We start from the raw sequence: 17,440 nt of genomic DNA on the forward strand, positions 1-17,440 counted from the left end.
TTACCCCTCACCCGGTTGCCGGGAAGTCAGCGGTGAAGTGGGGCCATCAGCCGGGCCCGTCAGCTGGAGGCGGCGGACAGGAGCACGTCCACCAGCCGGTCCGCCGCGTCCGGCCGCCCGTGCGCCCGGGCCGCCTCCGCCATCCCCGCACGTCGCGCCGGATCTGTCAGCAGCGGCCCCACCGCCTCCCGCAGCCGGCCCTCGGTCACGTCACCAAGGAGAGCGACGGCCGCGCCCGCCTCCTCCAAGTGCCGGGCGTTGTGGGCCTGCTCGTTCCCCGCGGAGGAGGCGAGCGGTACGAACACCGCAGGCTTGCCGAGAGCGGTCAGCTCGGCAAGGGTGCCAGCACCACTGCGGGAGACCACAACATCGGCGAGCGCCAGGACACCGGGCAGCTCCGGGCCGACGAACCCCGCGAGGTGGTAGCGGCCCGCGAGCTCCGCAGGCAGGCCCGCAGCGTGCTGACGCAGGCCCTCGACGTTCGCCGGGCCGCACTGGTGCACGATGTTCGCGCGCTCCAGCAGCCATGGCAGGGCCTCGCGAATCACCTCGTTGATCTGCTGAGCACCCTGCGCACCGCCGGTGACGTAGAGGGTCGGCAGCCGCCGGTCGAAGCTGTGCAGCCCCAACGAGGCAACCGCCCTGTCCGCCTGCCCCGTCAGCACCTCGGGCCGGACCGGGTTCCCCGTGACGACCGCAGAGCCCCGTACAGCGTGCGGGAGGAGCGGCAGTGTCGACTCCGAGGAGACCGCGATCCGGGTCGCGGACCCGGCAAGCTTGCGATTCGCCAGCCCGAGCCGCACGGTCTGCTCGTGCAGCACCAGCGGGCGCTTGCACATCCGCGCAGCGAGTCCGGCAGGGACCGCGACATACCCGCCCGTAGCGAGAACGACGTCCGGCCCGAAGCGCGACACAGTTTTACGGGCCTGTACGACACCCAGCGGCACCCGTGCCATGTCCCGCATGTTCGCCGGGCTGAGCATCTTGAGCGGATTCGAGGAGCGCCGGATCTTGCCGGTTGCGACTGTCGTGAAGGGGATGCCCTCTGCGGGCGCGACGCGGGCTTCCAGCCCGTCGGGGGTGCCGATCCACAGGACATCGAGCGTGCTGCCGGCTTCCACCAGCCGGGCCTGCAACGTGCGCACGGCCGTCAGGGCGGGATAGGTGTGGCCGCCAGTGCCTCCCCCCGTGACAAGCAGGCGGAAGGGACGGCGAAGAGAGGCAGCATCATTCACCCCGCGCACCCTACCGGCTACGCAGGCAAGGCATGCCCCCGGATGAAGGGCGACGAAGAGCTGCACGCGGCCCGGCCACCGGCCATTGTGCAGTTCGCCCCTGTGACCTGGTCGAGGTGAGAGTAAGCCAGCCGCGCAGGGCGTTCAGAGAGGGGGAGTTGGGCGCCGAAAGAAGCTGGACACCTCACCGCGTGGACCCGAAGACGTCCTAACCCGCTGGGTAGAAGAGAAACAGCGTGCAGCCGGTGGTGGTCGCGGGTACGTGCCACGACCCGGCCGGGGCGTGCAGGAAGGTCCCTGCCGGGTAGTCGCGTGCTCCGTCGTTGAAGGTGCCCGCCACCACGTAGACCTCCTCCGGGCCGGGCTCGTGGACGTCGCGGCGCGGCCAGGAGGTGCCCGGGTCCATCTCCAGCACGTTGGCGTGCGCGCCGGCCGGTCCCTTCCACAACGGGCGTAGCCGGATCCCGGGGAACAGCTCGCGGACCGGGGATTCTTCGACGGAGACGGAGGTGTAGCCCTCCTGGGCGAGGATCTCAGGGTGCATGCCTCTTACGGTGCCGTGCGCGGGCCGGGGCGGGCAGAGTCTGCGAAGACACCATGGGGTACTTTCCTGCCATGCATCGCGTGGTGGCCCTGGTGCGGCCGGTGCAGTCGACGTTCGAACTCGGCTGCGCCGCCGAGGTCTTCGGCACCAAGCGGGCCGGGGTGCCGCAGTACTACGAGTTCGAGGTGTGCACGGAGACACCTGGCCAAGTGCCCACCTCGGGCGGGTACACGATGTACGTGCCGCAGGGCCTGTCGGCGCTCGAGTCCGCGGACACCGTGATCATCCCGGGCTGGTTGCCGGTGGAGGTGCCACTCTCCGCTCGTGTGCGCCGCGCGTTGCTGAGGGCCCACACGCGTGGGGCGCGGCTGGTCACGATCTGCTCCGGGGTATTCGCGCTGGCCCGAACGGGGCTGTTGGACGGCCGCTCGGCCACCACGCACTGGGCGCGCGCCGAGCAGCTGCGGCGGGAGTTCCCCCGGGTGAGCGTGGAGTCGGACCGGCTCTACGTGGATCACGGCGACGTCGCCACCAGCGGTGGCGCGGGCGCGGGGATCGACCTGTGTCTGCACCTGGTCCGGCAGGACCATGGGGCCGCGCACGCCGCCCTCATCGCGCGCCACATGGTGCTGCCGCCGCACCGGGAGGGCGGCCAGGTGCAGTACGCGCCGCCCCAACCGCCCGGAGACGCGCTCGACGGCCTGCTCGAATGGGCCGGCGAGCGCCTCGGGACGCCGTTGTCGGTGGACGACTTGGCCGCGCACCTCGGTGTTTCGCCCCGCACAATGGCCCGGCGCTTCGCCGACCGGCTCGGTACGAGCCCGGGCGCGTGGTTGCTCTCCCGCCGGGTGGCCGCGGCACGCACCCTGCTGGAGGAGACGGACCTGCCGGTCGAGGCGATCGCGACCCGTGTCGGTCTCACGTCGGCGGTCAATCTGCGCCGCCGCTTCCGCGACCAGGTGGGCACGACGCCCGGCGCCTACCGGCGGGCGTTCCGCGTCCTGTAGCGCTCCCGTCGCTGGTGGACGTGTCCGCCCGGTGGAAGGAGCTGAGTGTCGGCAGCCTCGCCGAACGCCGCGGCTGACAAGTCTGGTTCCTCCGCTGTCCGTAGCTGGGTGGACCCGGATGTAACTCCACGGTCTGACGCGGGATACCCGTACAGGATGACGACGAGGTCGTGCCCTCTGACTAATGTCTGGTGCCTTCGCCCCACCGTCACCGTGCACACCACTGGCATCGGACGGTGCCAATCGGACGGCTGCCATGAGGAGAAGAAGATGCGCCGACTGCTTCCCGTGCTCACTGCTCTGGCCCTCTCGGCCACGGGACTCGCCACGGCCCACGCATCCGACCGGCAGGGGCAGCCGCCGAACACACCGGTTGGCCGACAGGTGTCGTGGTTGGTGGACGCCTCGAAGCGGCTGCCGGTGTCGGAAACAGAGGTCCGAGAGCACCTGTCGCCAGCGCTCCTCGAAGAGCTGGGCGGTGTCGGGGGGTTCAACGACAAGCTCGCGAAGGCGGCCGGGCCCGAAGGGCTCAGTCTGGACTCCTTCCGCTCCCAGAGGGCGCCGCGTGACGGCTCGGAGGCGTATGCGCTCCTCGATGGTGAGGAAGGCACGCACCACGCCGTCGTCGTGACGGACAAGCAGGGCGACCTGGCCTCCCTCCACCTGACGGCCCTGCCCAGTTCCTGGCGCGAACTGGACGAGCGGCTGCGTGCGGTCGCGCCCGATGTGTCGTTCCTCGCCGCCGAGGTGAACAAGCAGGGCCGGTGCCGTACGTTGCACGGTCTCGCCCCGAGGACACCGCGCCCGATCGGCTCCGCCTTCAAGCTCTACGTCCTGGGAGCGCTCGCCAAGGCGGTTCGCGAAGGCCGGGCCTCTTGGGACGAGCGGCTCGCCGTGCGAGAGGAGTGGAAGTCCGTGGGCGGTGGCCCCATCGACGAGCTTCCTGCGGGCACAAAGCTGCCGCTGCGCCAGTACGCGAACCACATGATCTTCTACAGCGACAACTCCGCAACCGACCACCTGATGCACCGGATCGGCCGGAAGGCCGTGGAGGAACAACAGGCCGCCTTCCAGATGGCCGACCCGCGGGCGAACCGGCCCCTTCTGCTCACCCGGGAACTGGCGCAGCTCAAGAGCGCCGACTACCCGCGGCATGCCGACGCCTACACCGCCCTGGGTGAACGGGACCGGCGACGGTACCTCACCGACGTGGTGAGCAAGCTGCCTGTGCCAAGTTCGAGCTGGAAGGAGCCACGTCACATCAACAGCGTCGAATGGTTCGCCCGCCCGGACGACATCTGCCGCGCGTTCTCCGGCCTGCGTGCACAAGCAGGATCGGGCGGCCAGAAGCCCGTCGACACGTCCCTGTCCCTGATGGGCACCCGGACTCTGGGGTTGGACACGGACGCGTGGCCGACCGGTTGGTTCAAAGGCGGCTCCGAACCCGGCGTCATCAGCCGGAACTTCATGGCCGGCTCCGCTTCGGGCAAGACGTACGTGGTTTCGTTGTCGGTGAGCGACCGGAAGGAGAACGTCAGCAACTCCGCCACGGCAGCGGAGCTGCTGGCCTTGTCCGCAGGGGCCTTCGAGCTGGCCGAGCCTTCCACCAGCACCCCGCCTGCCACGACGCTCCAACCGACTCCCTCGAACCCCACTCCGCCAGACCACTCGCCACACTGACTTCCACACCGTGAAGTTCATCCGCTGAGTTTCGTAGCTGATCTCGCACCGGGCGGCACCGAAGGCTTCCGATGCCCGGCTGGACCGGTCCCGGGCAGCCCGCCCGTGCCCCTGTTCGTGTGGTTTGACCTTCTGATCGCCGATACCGGAGATGTCCTGCCGCTTGAATTCCGGCGTGAACACCCTCTCCCGCGGCCTGATGGCCGCTGCCATCGCCGTGCCACTTGCGACCGCCGCAGCACCTGCTGCCGCGCCGACTTCTGCCCACTCGGCGGTGATCGACTGCCCCAACGGCTACGTGTGCATCTTCCCTGAGATCAACTTCGGCGGCCAGCCGTGGATCAAGCGCGCTGTCGATGGCAGTGTGAAAGATCTGCCGACCGCCATCCGCAACCGCGGTAGCTCCATCCGCAACAACAGTGACCGCACTGCCCGCATCTACGAGAAGCGCGACTTCGCCGGGCGGTGGGTGTGCGTGACCAAGAGCGGCGGCTCCATCCACGACCTGCGCGGCTACAACCTCAACGACCAGACCCGCTCCCTGCGCATCAACCGCAACGACTGCGGCTGACCCAGAGCAGTGAGTCCCCGTACACGGGAAACGCGGCCCGTTCCCCAGCAGGAGCGGGCCGCTCTCTTGGGGCCATCCGTTGGCCGATTCCTGTTTCAGCAGCTTGTTGACGGCCCCGACGCCGTCCTGGACATGGATGGCGTGGAGATCCCCACGGTTCCAGCCACACCCCGGCACGAACGGGCACCATGCTCGAATCCGTACGCGGTAGAGGCAGGGCCTCAAGCGCACCACGCTGCAGCCAGCGGAAGCGGTCCCAACGCCGCCAGGTCAGCTCTCGACTTCCGTCGAGGTCCCTGTCGGTGGCGAGGACCGGCTGACTCACCACTCCCGCGTGGCGATCAGCTCTTCCGCATCCGCGTCCGTGAAGCCGTAGGCGTTGGCGACGAACCAGAAGTCTTCGGCTATCTCTTCGCGGGCCACGGTCTCGATCTCGCTGCCGGCGGCCTCGAACTCGGCCTCCAGGGCGTTGAACTCCTCGGTGGCGGCCTGAGTCAGAGCGTAGAGCGCGGCCAGGTCGGCGGGCGGGTCCGCCTCGATGCGCTCGCACAGCCGGAGCAGGATCACCTTTCCCTGGTCCACCACGTGATGGGGGAAGTAGTCGTCCTCGTACAGCCCCCGCAGAAAGGAGTGCACGGTCACTTGCTGATTGCTGATGGGCATATGGCTCCCCGCCCTTGCTCGGCGAACGATGTGGCACCTTGATCGTGCACCAGACCACTGACATTGCTGACGCAGTCGGAATACTGCGGAGCATGACGAGCACGCACGCCGCCCTGTCCCCGTTCGCCCGTATCAAGGTGCGCACCAGCGCGCTGGTGTTCTGCGACGACGAGGTCGCCCTCATCCGGCGCGACCGCAGCAACTCGGTGCTCTACACAACGATCGGCGGCAACGTGGAGGATGCCGAGCCACTTCCGCAGGCACTGCGCCGCGAGCTCAGCGAAGAGCTGAGCCTCGACCTCGACCAGGCCGAGGGCGGCGAGCTGCTATGGGTCGTCGACCAGCGCGTCTCCCGCCCCGGCGCCACCCCGCCACCACGCAAGCTCCACTGATCTACCGCTTCCACGTCAGCCCCGCGGTGCGCGGACGACTCGCACAGCAGGAGTTCGACGAGTTGCCCGGCGGCTTCCATGAGGTCGGCACCATCGAGTGGATCGACTACCGCAAGACCGCCGACCTGCCGCTCTTCCCACCGATCGGCCGGGCACTCGCCGCTCTCGCCTCTCCGCGCGCTGTCGTCGCCGACGCCGCCCTGGAGGCCGTGACGGACGACAACTACACCTGGGTCTGACCAGGGACAGGACACAGGACCGTACGCCCGGTGCAGGCCGAATCGGAAGTCGTCGATCACCACAGCCTGTCCCCTGTCCCCCCACTTGAGCTGATGTCGGCGCCCGGTTGTGGTCAGGAGCAGGGCTTGTAGAACTGCTGCCAGCCGTCGCCGGGCATGGCCGGCGGTTCGGCCCACGTCCCGAACTCGCCGTACTTCTGCGTCGCCTCGTAGTCGTAGTTCCCCAGGCCACCGCCCTGCTTGGAGAGGCGCACGTCCCGGTCCAGCTGCCCGTCACCGGCGTTGTTGAGGATGGCCAGGTCGGGGTATGCGTCGTCGTTGTAGCGGGCGATGCTCAGCTGCCGGGCCTCGCCGTGGTCTCCGATGTCGGAGTGCACCGAGTCGGCGGAGTGCAGGCTTGTGCGGTCGAGGGGGCCGGGGCGGTATTCGGCGACGCGTGCTGTGGAGGGGTCGTCTCCGCCGGACGGTTCGACGATGTTGACGACCATGTCCAGGGTGCCGTCGTTCTGGAAATCGGCGACCGCCGCGGTCGCGATCTCTCCCTTCTTCGCGCCGAGAAGGTCCCTGACGGAGACCTTCTCGCCGAACGAGCCGTCCTTGGCGCCCCATTGGATCGTCATCTTGGTGCCGGAGTGCCCGGGGTTGGTGATCTTGTCCGGGGTGCCGTCGCCGTCCAGGTCACCGACAAGTGTGGTCGCGTCGGCCAAGCACGCCGCCTGCGCGTCGGCAGCGTGGCCGGAGGAGCCTGTGCCGCCGGGGGCAGAAGACCCGACCGCCCCGGCGTAGCCGGCGTAGGTCAGGGTCAGGGCGGCCGCCGCGAGCGGCGCGGCGATCCAACGTGAGCGTGTGCGAAGCATCTGAGAGCTCCCTTTCTATCGTTGTCGCGACGTCAGATGGCTGCTCAGCTACGTAAGTTCATGACTGGATCTCCGTGTGACGGGACCGTGACATTTCCAGCGGAAGGACGCCGAGCCGCCGGATATGCGCGTACGCGGTCCGGAAGGCCAGGACTGCGGCGCATGCGCTGGAGGTAGCAGGGCATCGATGATGCCGGGCGTTGGATGGGACGTGCCTCACTCCTGCAGGCGGCTCAGCGCCTGCATGGCCTCGCGCTCCATGCGTGACAGATCGCAGAGTACGGTGCCTGCCTGTGCGAGGCACTCTGCATCGCCTGATTCACCGGCTTTCGTGATCAGTGCTGCGGCTTCCGTCCACAGGGTGGCTGCCTCGGTGTAGAGCCCGTGGCCGGTGCGCAGGTGGCTGCTGTCGAGCAGTTGGGCGCATTCGGCGAGGAAGTCGCGGTAGAGATTACGGAACAGGGCGCCGCCGGTGCCGGCCTTCTCCATCAAGAGCGCTGCCTGTGGCAGGTCCCGCTGCGGGTTGTCGGTCCTCTGGAGCCATGTGCGTACCAGCTTGCCGGCCTTCTCGATGCCACGGTGCCCCAGGTTGGCGATGGGCGGGTTGAGGAAGGCGTGGGCGCAGGCGGTGATGGCGGGAACGATCTGGCCCTGTGGAGAGGGCAGGTTCCTCGGAGCCGTGAGAGTGAAGGACCGGTGCTTGGCGGTCATCGGGCCGCGCGCAGCCCTCGCCTGGGCGAGGCTGGTCAGGCTGGTGGATACCGCTCCGCCTTGCTGGTCGGTGTCCACCAGGTAGGCATCGTGGTCGTCGTAGCCGTACATGGCGACGACATGGCCGCCGAAGTGCACCTTCGAGGCGAAGTAGTCCAGGTGGTAGCTGTCCAGCTGCAGTCCGACGGGGTGGCAGGCATCGATGGAGGCTGCCACGTTGTCCCAGGCCCTGCGGGGGGAGGTGGTCTCCTGGACCAGGAGCTCCAGCCCAAGCCTGGTGGCCAGGTTTCTGGTGAGATCGAACGGCTTGACCCGTCCCCCGAGGAAGGGGAAACCCATGTTCTTGCTGTCCCAGTAGATGAAGGACAGACCGGAGCCGAGACCGAAGAGCATGGGCTCGGACAGATCGAGCCCTTGGTGCCGCAGCAGCACCCCCAGAGCTGTCGTCTCGCAGTGCTGCGTACCGCGGGCATCGATGTCTTTCACCGTGGTCATGCCATGCTCTCCTGAACGGGGATGATCAGCCGGGTCATCAGTTCTTTTTGTGGTGCCTCTGTCGGCCCTACGAGGCACGTCTCACGTACGGGCGCTTGCGGGCGCAGCCCCTGCTCGCGGTGGCGGCGAAGAGGGGATTGTGGACGCTGGCGGCTCGCGCAGCAGGGCAATTGCCAGGGCATCGCGTGGCCGTTCAGGCGCGCACCAGCGATAGCCCGAGTCGGCGTCCACGCCGGCTGGAGCCAGCAGCCCCATTTCGTCGCAGTGGCGTAGCTGCTGGACGCAGAGTCGGCGCAGGCGGGCGAAGCGCCCGATGGTGAGAAGTTCGTCTTCACGCCATCATGGTGGACTCTCCCAAGGTGGGAGAGTCCACCTCTGTACTCATGGCCCCAGGTCGCCCTGCTCCCCTTCGCCGTCGTCGTCATCGTTCGGGGCGTCCGGGTCACGCAGCGGGTGGGGAGAGGCCGGGTCGTAAGCGCCGTATTCTCTCGCTCAGCGGCCAGTTGACGGCAGCCGCACACATTTCGAGGATGCCCGCAGAGGCTGTGCCGGCTCGGGCGATCTCAGCAGCTGTTTTCCACCCCTCCTCGTTGGGCAGATTGCTCTCTCGGCGAGTAGGGGTGGTCCCGGACGATGAAAGCGGATGAACGTAAGGCGCGGGTCCGCGAGGTACGCCGTCGGCTCGCGCGGGAGGGGCCTCCGCGAACACGAGGCCCGGAGGGCGACTTCGAGACGATCACGGTTCCCGAACGCGATTGCGACCATCTCCGCGACCTACTGATCACCGAGGGCGCGCAGACGGTTGTCGAGATCGGTCTCGCCTACGCCAGTTCCGCGCTCGCGATCGGTGAGGCGCTGGTCACCATCAACCCTCCGCGGCCTCGGCACGTCATCATCGACCCTTTTCAAGAACGTGACTGGTCGAACGTCGGCTGGGACCTTCTGCGCTCTGCGGGTCTGGACTCGATCGCCTCGCTCACGCTCGCTCCTTCGTCGATCGCGCTTCCGCAACTCCTCACGGAAGGTTTCGTCGCCGACGCGGCATTCGTCGATGGCAGCCATCGGTTCCACGAGATCTTCGTCGACTGCTATTTTCTGCGCAAGCTCGTGCGCCCTGGCGGGCTGATCGTCATCGACGACGCCTGGGCGTCGTCAGTGCAAACCGCCGTGCACTACTACGAGCGGAACTTGGGATGGACGGTCGTTCCCGACGCCTTTCCCAACGGATCTCCGAGCACGGTTGCTTCCGGTACTCGGACCGAACCAGTGGCTCGGTGCAAGGCCATCCGCTTGCCCGATCCCTCGTTCGAGCCGCCCTTCGAGGAATTTCGCGCCTTCTGAGTGAGTGAACGGGGACGTCTTCCCGGTCGAAGTCCGACCCGAGCCCCACGACCACAGATTCCGCCGCACAGATTCCGCCGCACAGAGAACACCAGTACGCGGCGGACCGTGGTCGGGGGTGTGACATCGGCGCGGCAGATGTGAAGTCCGGGTCCGGGTCCCGCCCAAGTCCTCGACGCCTCACCGCCGACCATGTGCCGGCTCGTCAGCGTCCCAGCACGGCCATGGCTGCGTTGTGGCCGGGAATGCCGCTGACGCCGCCGCCGCGCACGGCGCCCGCGCCGCAGAGCAGGACGTTGGCGTGCCGGGTTTCCACGCCCCAGCGTCCTGTTCCGTCCTGGGCGTAGGGGAAGGCGAGGTCGCGGTGGAAGATGTTGCCGTCGGGGAGTCCGAGGTCGCGGTCCAGGTCAAGTGGGGTCTTCGCCTCGATGCAGGGCCTGCCGTCGGCGTCGCTGGCCAGACAGTCCGCGAGCGGCTCGGCGAGGTGGGCGTCGAGCTGGGCCAGGGTCGACTTCAGCAACGCGTCGCGTACGGCGTCGTTGTCGCGGGTGAACAGATGGGCCGGGGTGTGAAGGCCGAAGAGGGTGAGGGTGTGGCAGCCCCGTTCGGCGAGTTCCGGTCCGAGGATGCTGGGATCCGTGAGCGAGTGGCAGTAGATCTCGGCGGGTGGGGTGGCGGGCAGCCGGCCGGCGGCGGCATCGGCGTACGCGGCGGCCAGCTGGGTGTAGCCCTCGGCGATGTGGAAGGTGCCTGCGAACGCCAGTTCCGGGTCGACAGCCGGGTCGCGGAGCCTTGGCAGCCGCTTCAACAGCATGTTGACCTTGAGCTGGGCTCCCTCGACGGGAGCGGGCGGCTCCTCGCCCAGCAGCGTGGCGAGCTCCCGGGGCGAGGCGCCCACGAGAACGTGGCGGGCGGCGACGGTGCCTTCGGCTTCCGGCGTCCGGTACGTCACGTCGGCGTGCTGCCGTCCGTCGGTCTCGACGCGGATCACCTGGTGGCCCGTGACGATCTCTGCCCCCGCCGAGCGCGCGGCGGCGGCCAGCGCGTCCGTCAACGCCCCCATGCCGCCGACGGGCACGTCCCAGTCGCCGGTGCCGTTGCCGATCACGTGGTAGAGGAAGCACCGGTTCTGTCTCAGCGACGGGTCGTGGGCGTCCGCGAAGGTGCCGATGAGGGCGTCCGTGAGGGCGACGCCGCGGACCAGGTCGTCGCTGAAGTGCGCCTCGATCGCGGCACCGACGGGTTCTTCGAAGAGCATGCGCCAGGCCGCGTCGTCGCCGACGCGGCGGCGCAGCTCGTCCCGGCCGGGCAGCGGCTCCGTCAGGGTCGGGAAGACCCGCTCGGCCACGCGCCGGGTCATGCCGTAGAAGGCCTCCCACGCGGTGTACTCGGCGGTGCCGCCGGTGAGCCGTTCGAACGACTCCCTCGTACGGTCGGGGCCGCCGCCCACGAGCAGGCCCGTCGGGCGGCCATCGCGGTGGGCCGGGGTGTACGAGGACACCGTGCGCTTGCGGAGGGTGAAGTTCAGCCCCAGCTCCCGGACGATCTTCTGCGGGAGCAAGCTCACGAGGTACGAGTAGCGGGACAGGCGGGCGTCCACCCCGGCGAAGGGACGCGTGGAGACGGCGGCGCCGCCCGTGGTGCCCAGCCGTTCCAGCACCAGCACGGTGCGGCCTGCCCGGGCGAGGTAGGCGGCGGCGACCAGACCGTTGTGGCCGCCGCCGACGATGACGGCGTCGTATCGCTCGTGTGCGGGCATGGGTTCTTCCTAGCACGCGGGCGCCAGGGGCGGGCAGATCCCGCGTGCTCCCTGAGAGCGTTCAGCCGGCTGCTGGGCGAAGGGATGACGCGGGTCTGAGGGTGCTTGAGGACACCCGCGGTGACCTTGCGGGCGCGATGGGGGGGTTCCGTATCGCCTGGGCCACGGCTCGTCCGGGCCCTCGCGCTCCGTTCGGGCAGCCGCGTACCGCGGGTGCGCGGGTCGCGGGCGTGCTCGGGTCACCGGGGTTGGCGGTCGTAGGTGAGGAAGGCCGCTCCGCTGGGGAGGACGGTGTGGTCGGTGAGGTTCCAGGCGCTCGGTGAGAAGGCGGCGTTGTGGCCGAACAGGGGGATACCGGTACCGATGGTGAGCGGGCTGAGCTTGACGATCAGGCGGTCGATCTCGGAGTAGAGGGCGCCGGCCAGTTCGGCGCCGCCGACGAGCCAGATGTCCTTGTCGCTGCCGTCCTGCTTGAGCTTCCGTGCGGTGGACGCGGGATCGTCGGCGACGATCTCGACGTCGGGGTCCGGGCTCTGGGTCAGGGTCCGGGAGAAGACCAGGTGGCGCAGGTGCGGGTAGGCGTTGGAGACGCCGGCCGCGAGACCGACCTCGTAGCTCTTACGACCCTCGACGACGGTGTCGAAGCAGGTGCCCTGCGCCGTGACACCGAGCGCTTCCCGGGCCGGACCCGGAAGGGTTTCGGGGTACTCGGTGACGAGGTGGCGGACATAGTCCTCGGCGGGGGTCCAGAAGCCCTCCGGGCCCGTGGGGTCGCCGCCGTCCGGCCCGGCGATGAAGCCGTCGAGCGTGGAGGCTATGTAGTACACGAGCTTGCGCATGTGGTGGATTCCTTCGTCGTTCGGTCATAAAGGTGGTGACGGAGCTGGTCGAGCGCCTCGGTGCGGACGCCTCCGGGCTTCAGGAGCGGGGAGGCGCGGCCCGTCGGCCGGAGGCGGAGGCCATGCCGAGCCAGGTGTGGGGGTTGCCTTGCCAGCACCATCCCAGCTTCGGCGCCTTCTGGCTGATCCAGACAGCGGGCACGCGGCGGTCTCCGCTCCGGGAACCGCCGAGCGAGAAGCACTTGTTCTTCACGAGGACCTGGGGGAAGTGGGTTATCAGTGCGATCCCCTCCTCGATGGTGAGCAAGGTACGGCCCCGCTCCGTGACGGTGGCCATGGCGTCGCTCGGCACGGCGCCGCAGAACTCCTCACCGCGTTCGGCACCGACGAGCAGATATGCCTTGAGGTCGGGAAGTTCGGTCTCCTTGGTGGCGACGAAGCGTTCCAGGGCTCCCGGCTCGTAGGAGCGGTCGACGAATCCGGGCAGTCTCCCGCCGTCCAGGGTGGTGCGGGGCATCGTCTCCTGGACGGGGAGGACTTCGCGGGTCACGACAAGTACGAAACCCACGCGGCCGGCGTCGGGGGCGTGTGCGGCGTCCTTCATCGTCACGGCGGTGTCCCGCAGTGGGGCGAGCAGGGCGGCGAACTTCTTGTCGCCGAGGCCGGACGCCTCCGGGTATCCGCGTTCGACGAGGGTGCGGACCTGCCGGTCGAACTCCGCCGCGGGATCGAAGGGGTCGGGTATGGAGGTGGCGGAATGGGAGGGCGCGGCGTGGGAGGGCGCGGTCATACGGGTCCTCTCGTCGGTGTCGTCAGTTTCTGGCGATGAGGGCGAGTTGGTACTTGCAGGCGGTGCGTTCGTGGCGGAAGCCGAGCTGCTGGTCGACCGCAAGTATGTGGGTGTTGTCGGCGGCATTGTCCATCACCACCTCGGTGACCTGCGGATGTTCGTCGTGCAGCTGCGCAGCATGGGTGCCTTGAGTCAGACGCCGAGGCCGTGGCCGCGGTTGGCGGGCTTGATCCGGCGAGCCAACCACTGTGCGCCTGCTGGGCGGTAGCAGCAGGTGCTGCGGTGCCAGGACGCGGCTGGAGCCGTTACACAGGCAGAAACGGGTCGGCAGGGGGGATGCCACAGCGCGGATCCTGCGCGACACGGGCCCGTGGGCTATGGGTTGCCGTCTCGTCCGGCCATGTGGGAGACGCTCACCGCTGGGCGGCCATGTCGGCGGGAATTTCCTGTTCCGTCCAGATGATCTTGCCGGTCGCCGTGTATCGGGTGCCCCATCTGCGGGCGAGCTGGGCCACGATCAGCAGGCCCCGTCCTTCCTCGTCAGTGGTCCGGGCATGGCGCAGGCGTGGCGAGGTGCTGCTGGCGTCGGAGACCTCGCAGATCAGGCCCCGGTCCCGGATCAGGCGCAGACCGACCGGTCCGGCCGCATGACGGATGGCGTTGGTGACCAGCTCACTGACGATGAGCTCCGTGGTGAACGTCAGGTCGTCCATGCCCCAGTCCGCCAACTGCCGGCCCGCGAGCGTGCGGGCGTCCGCCACGGCCGCCGGATCGCTGGGCAAATCCCACGAGACGACCCGGTCCGGAGCAAGGACACGGGTCCGGGCAAGGAGCAGGGCCACGTCGTCGGACGGCGGACCTGTCAGCAGGGCGTCGACCGCGCCCTGGCCGATCCCCTCCAGCGTCGGCCCGGGCACCACAAGGGCATCGCCCAGTCGGGAGAGCCCGACGTCGAGATCCCGGTCATAGGTCTCGATGAGGCCGTCGGTGTAGAGGGCGATGAGGCTGCCTTCGTCCAGCACCAGCTCGACGGACTCGAAGGGGAGGTACCCGAGGCCGAGCGGTGGTCCGGCGGGCAAGTCGAGGACGTCCGCGGTGCCGTCGGGGCCGACGATCACGGGCGGGAGGTGACCGGCGCGGGCCAGCGCGCACCGCCTGCTGACCGGGTCGTACACGGCGTACAGGCAGGTGGCGCCCATGAACGCGGCGCTCGCGGTCTCGCCCTCGGCCGCGACCGGCTCGTCGCTGCTGTGCGCCCCCATGAGGCCGATGACCAGGTCGTCCAGATGAGCCAGCAGTTCGTCCGGGGGCAGGTCCAGATTGGCGAGAGTGCGTACCGCGGTGCGCAGGCGCCCCATGGTTGCCGCCGCGTTGATGCCGTGTCCGACCACGTCTCCGACAACCAGTGCGACCCGGGCTCCGGAGAGCGGAATCACGTCGAACCAGTCGCCGCCGACACCACTGGGGGCATCCGCCGGGAGGTACCACGACGCCACCTCCAGAGCGGACCCTCCCGCCAGTTCCTGCGGGAGCAGGTAACGCTGCATGGAACGGGCAGCGGTGCGCTCACGGGTGAAACGGCGCGCATTGTCGACGCACACCGCCGCGCGGGAGACGATTTCCTCGGCGAGACGCACGTCGTCGTCCTCGAAGGGGCCCAGGCGCCTGGACCGGGCGAACGTCGCCACGCCAAGCGTGACACCTCGCGCCCGCAACGGGACCACCATCAGCGAGCGGAAGTCGAACTCGCGGATGGAGGCGCCCAGTGACTCGTCCTCGGTCACCCAGGCGCTGGAGGGGTCCATGACCCGTTCCACGAGAGTCCTGCTTTCCAGCAGGCAGCGGGTCACCGGCGATGAGGGAGCGCGCCGAACGGTTTCACCCACGGCCAGACTCGCCTCCGGACAGCCCTCCCGCACCGACTGCTGCCCCGCTCGGCGGATGACGGGCGTCATGCCGACCGGCCCGGGGGCCGGTTCCTCGCCGCTGATGACCAAGTCCAGCAGGTCGACGGCGACGAAGTCGGCGAGGGACGGCACGGCATCGTCAGCCAGTTCCTGCGCGGTCCGCGTCACATCCAGCGTGCTGCCGATGTGGGCGCTGGCATCGTTCAGCAGGGCCAGGCGTTCCTGGGCCTGCCAGCGCTCGGTGACGTCGACGATCACGTACCCGACGCCTACGTACCGGCCCTGGCGGTCCTTCATGCCGAAGAAGGAGGCGGAGAACGCGCGCGTTCGGTCGGGGCTGGTGAGGCCGGGGTCGCGGAACTCGTAGTCCAGCACCGGGGCCCCGGTCTCGAAAACCGTGCGCATCTGCTCCTCGAAAGCTTCCGCCTCCGGCCTCGGCAGCACATCCTTCACCTGCCGCCCCAGGCGTTGTTCGAGGGGGACCAGGCGGTCCAGAGATTTGTTCACCCAGACGTAGCGCAGATCCGTGTCCAGGACGGCCATACCGACCGGTGCGTGGGTGAGGAACGGAGTGAGCATCAGCTGGCTCACCCCGCCTCCCGGCATCCGCCAGAAGGCCCGTTTCGGCGGCCGGCCGACGAACCTGCCGAAGACCAGTGCGGCGACCGTGGCGACCAGTACGCCCGGGACCATTTCGTAGACGCCCGACTCAAGTGGCCCGAGCAGCGGGTTGATCTTCTTCCAGAGAAGCACCGTGGTCGCGCCCGACACGATCCCGGCCATGGCCCCTGCCCAGGTCATACGGGGCCAGTACAGCGAGAGGAGGACGACGGGCCCGAAGGCGGCCCCGAAGCCCGCCCAGGCATAGGCGACGATGCTCAGCAGCCCGCCGCCCTTGAGCGCGATCACGAAGGCCACCACGATCACAACGACGACGGCGCCGCGACCGACCCACACCAGCGCCCTGTCCGAGGCACGCCTGTTGAGGAATGCGCGGTAGAAGTCCTCCGTGAGCGCGACCGACGACACGAGAAGCTGGCTGTCCGCGGTCGACATGATCGCGGCCAGTACGGCGATCAGCATCACCCCGGCGATCCAGGGATCGAACAGGATCCGACTCAGGACGATGTACACCGTCTCGGGGTCGGTGAGCGGCGTGTCGAGCCGCCCGATTCCCGCGAGGCCGACGAGTGTGCCGCCGGCGAGTACGACGACGACCCAGCCCGTTCCGATACGACGCGCCGCGGGGATGGCACGGACGCTGCGGATGCCCATGAAGCGGGCCAGGATGTGCGGCTGACCGAAGTAGCCGAGGCCCCAGGCGAGCAGTGAAACGATCGCGACGGCGCCGAGCGACCCGCCTGCCGACCACCGCCCGTCCGCGTAGTCGACCTCGGCCCCCATGTCCAGCAGACCGGGCGCCTTGTCGTCGAGGGCACCGCCCAGCGCCCGGAATCCTCCGAGGGCCGCGACACCGGTCAGGGGGACCACGAGCAGGGCGAGGAACATCAGCGTCCCCTGCATCACGTGCGTCAGGCTCACCGCGAGGAAGCCGCCCAGGCACGAGTAGATGACCACCACCAGGGCCGTCAGGGTCACCCCGAGCCCGAAGCGGATGTCGAAGACGGGCTCGAACAGCAGCCCGCCGGCTACCAGACCACTGGCGACGTAGACGGTGAAGAACACCAGAGTGACCGCCGCCGAGACCAGCCTGAGTATCCGGGTGCGGTCCTCGAACCGCTCCTCCAGGTAGGCCGACAGGCTCACGGCGTTCTCGGCGCGCTCCGTGTAGGTGCGCAGCCTCGGCGCGACGAACAGCCAGTTGAGGTAGGTGCCGATCGCCAGACCGACTGCGATCCAGGCGGCGCCGATACCGGCCGCGTACACCGCTCCGGGAAGAGCGAGGAACAGCCAGCCGGACATGTCACTGGCCCCTGCGGACAGAGCTGCGACCAACGGGCCGAGCCTGCGCCCCCCCAGGGCGAAGTCGGCGAAGGTGTGAGTGCGGGTGTACGCCCAGACACCTACTCCGATCATGGCGATCGCATACACGAGGAAGGCGGCCACGATCGGCGCACTCGAATCGAACATTTTATCCTCGCCCGCGAGGTTCATGAGCACGAGCGCGACCATTCGGCGCGCTGGGCAGCCCGGTACGTCCTGCGGGGTAAATGTACAGATTTGAGTCGCCCGGCAGTGGCCGCCACCACCGCACCGGAGCTGAACGGCCGATACGTGTACGACAGCCCCGCATGCAACGCCGTACGAGCGTGCAGCTTTCCCCGCACCGGCGCGGGAAGCCGGCCGAACCGCCCGCCCGGCCTGCTGCCCCCGGCCCGCTGCCCGCTGCCTGGGAAGCGGTGTTGACTCGGGCCTGGGGGGAGCGGGGGAGCGAGGTGTTAGTAATAAG

The 17,440-nt window shown here is 69.0% G+C and carries 15 protein-coding genes; 6 read left to right on the top strand and 9 right to left on the bottom strand.

What is annotated here, in order from left to right; all coding sequences use genetic code 11:
• Positions 1–59: 59 nt before the first annotated feature.
• Together ACTWQF_RS24625 and ACTWQF_RS24630 are read right to left on the bottom strand one after the other, a co-directional pair.
• The gene (locus ACTWQF_RS24625; protein WP_443281823.1) at positions 60–1,235 is read right to left on the bottom strand and encodes a UDP-N-acetylglucosamine--N-acetylmuramyl-(pentapeptide) pyrophosphoryl-undecaprenol N-acetylglucosamine transferase; all 1,176 of its coding nucleotides are present in this window, start codon (positions 1,233–1,235) and stop codon (positions 60–62) included.
• A gap of 208 nt (positions 1,236–1,443) precedes the next feature.
• The gene (locus tag ACTWQF_RS24630) at positions 1,444–1,779 is read right to left on the bottom strand and encodes a cupin domain-containing protein (protein WP_443281824.1); all 336 of its coding nucleotides are present in this window, start codon (positions 1,777–1,779) and stop codon (positions 1,444–1,446) included.
• A 71-nt stretch (positions 1,780–1,850) separates the two neighbouring features.
• Between ACTWQF_RS24630 and ACTWQF_RS24635 the strand changes: the two genes are divergently transcribed.
• From ACTWQF_RS24635 to ACTWQF_RS24645, 3 genes are all read left to right on the top strand, one after another.
• The gene (locus tag ACTWQF_RS24635) at positions 1,851–2,786 is read left to right on the top strand and encodes a GlxA family transcriptional regulator (RefSeq protein WP_443281825.1); all 936 of its coding nucleotides are present in this window, start codon (positions 1,851–1,853) and stop codon (positions 2,784–2,786) included.
• Between the two features lie 270 nt (positions 2,787–3,056).
• Positions 3,057–4,466, top strand: coding sequence for a serine hydrolase (locus ACTWQF_RS24640; protein ID WP_443281826.1), 1,410 nt, complete (start codon positions 3,057–3,059; stop codon positions 4,464–4,466).
• Positions 4,467–4,641: 175 nt separating this feature from the next.
• On the top strand, positions 4,642–5,037 hold the full coding sequence (locus ACTWQF_RS24645) for a peptidase inhibitor family I36 protein (protein WP_443281827.1): 396 nt from the start codon (positions 4,642–4,644) through the stop codon (positions 5,035–5,037).
• Positions 5,038–5,358: 321 nt separating this feature from the next.
• On the opposite strand, the gene ACTWQF_RS24650 is transcribed toward ACTWQF_RS24645, so the two are convergent.
• Positions 5,359–5,700 carry a DUF5713 family protein gene (locus ACTWQF_RS24650; RefSeq protein WP_443281828.1) on the bottom strand — a complete coding sequence of 114 codons (342 nt, stop codon included), beginning with the start codon at positions 5,698–5,700 and terminating at the stop codon, positions 5,359–5,361.
• 92 nt (positions 5,701–5,792) lie between these two features.
• On the opposite strand from ACTWQF_RS24650, the gene ACTWQF_RS24655 reads away from it, so the two are divergent.
• Both ACTWQF_RS24655 and ACTWQF_RS24660 read left to right on the top strand, forming a co-directional pair.
• Positions 5,793–6,092: an NUDIX domain-containing protein gene (locus ACTWQF_RS24655; protein ID WP_443281829.1), complete on the top strand. Its 300-nt coding sequence runs from the start codon at positions 5,793–5,795 to the stop codon at positions 6,090–6,092.
• Positions 6,093–6,118: 26 nt separating this feature from the next.
• Positions 6,119–6,331, top strand: a complete 213-nt coding sequence (locus tag ACTWQF_RS24660) for a hypothetical protein (RefSeq protein WP_443281830.1) — start codon at positions 6,119–6,121, stop codon at positions 6,329–6,331.
• Between the two features lie 113 nt (positions 6,332–6,444).
• Here ACTWQF_RS24660 and ACTWQF_RS24665 read toward each other — a convergent pair whose 3' ends face one another.
• Both ACTWQF_RS24665 and ACTWQF_RS24670 read right to left on the bottom strand, forming a co-directional pair.
• Positions 6,445–7,188: an FG-GAP repeat domain-containing protein gene (locus ACTWQF_RS24665; RefSeq protein WP_443281831.1), complete on the bottom strand. Its 744-nt coding sequence runs from the start codon at positions 7,186–7,188 to the stop codon at positions 6,445–6,447.
• Between the two features lie 216 nt (positions 7,189–7,404).
• The gene (locus ACTWQF_RS24670; RefSeq protein WP_443281832.1) at positions 7,405–8,394 is read right to left on the bottom strand and encodes a BtrH N-terminal domain-containing protein; all 990 of its coding nucleotides are present in this window, start codon (positions 8,392–8,394) and stop codon (positions 7,405–7,407) included.
• Between the two features lie 633 nt (positions 8,395–9,027).
• On the opposite strand from ACTWQF_RS24670, the gene ACTWQF_RS24675 reads away from it, so the two are divergent.
• Positions 9,028–9,735, top strand: coding sequence for a class I SAM-dependent methyltransferase (locus tag ACTWQF_RS24675; protein ID WP_443281833.1), 708 nt, complete (start codon positions 9,028–9,030; stop codon positions 9,733–9,735).
• 205 nt (positions 9,736–9,940) lie between these two features.
• Here ACTWQF_RS24675 and ACTWQF_RS24680 read toward each other — a convergent pair whose 3' ends face one another.
• From ACTWQF_RS24680 to putP, 4 genes are all read right to left on the bottom strand, one after another.
• On the bottom strand, positions 9,941–11,494 hold the full coding sequence (locus tag ACTWQF_RS24680) for a phytoene desaturase family protein (protein WP_443281834.1): 1,554 nt from the start codon (positions 11,492–11,494) through the stop codon (positions 9,941–9,943).
• Positions 11,495–11,733: 239 nt separating this feature from the next.
• Entirely contained in the window at positions 11,734–12,333 is a 600-nt protein-coding gene (locus tag ACTWQF_RS24685) for a dihydrofolate reductase family protein (protein WP_443281835.1), read from the bottom strand.
• A 79-nt stretch (positions 12,334–12,412) separates the two neighbouring features.
• Positions 12,413–13,123, bottom strand: a complete 711-nt coding sequence (locus ACTWQF_RS24690) for a DUF5701 family protein (RefSeq protein WP_443281836.1) — start codon at positions 13,121–13,123, stop codon at positions 12,413–12,415.
• A 413-nt stretch (positions 13,124–13,536) separates the two neighbouring features.
• Positions 13,537–17,121, bottom strand: coding sequence for a sodium/proline symporter PutP (gene putP / locus ACTWQF_RS24695; RefSeq protein WP_443281837.1), 3,585 nt, complete (start codon positions 17,119–17,121; stop codon positions 13,537–13,539).
• Positions 17,122–17,440: the final 319 nt, after the last annotated feature.

The organism is Streptomyces sp. 8N114 (assembly GCF_052245835.1).
Taxonomy (GTDB): domain Bacteria; phylum Actinomycetota; class Actinomycetes; order Streptomycetales; family Streptomycetaceae; genus Streptomyces.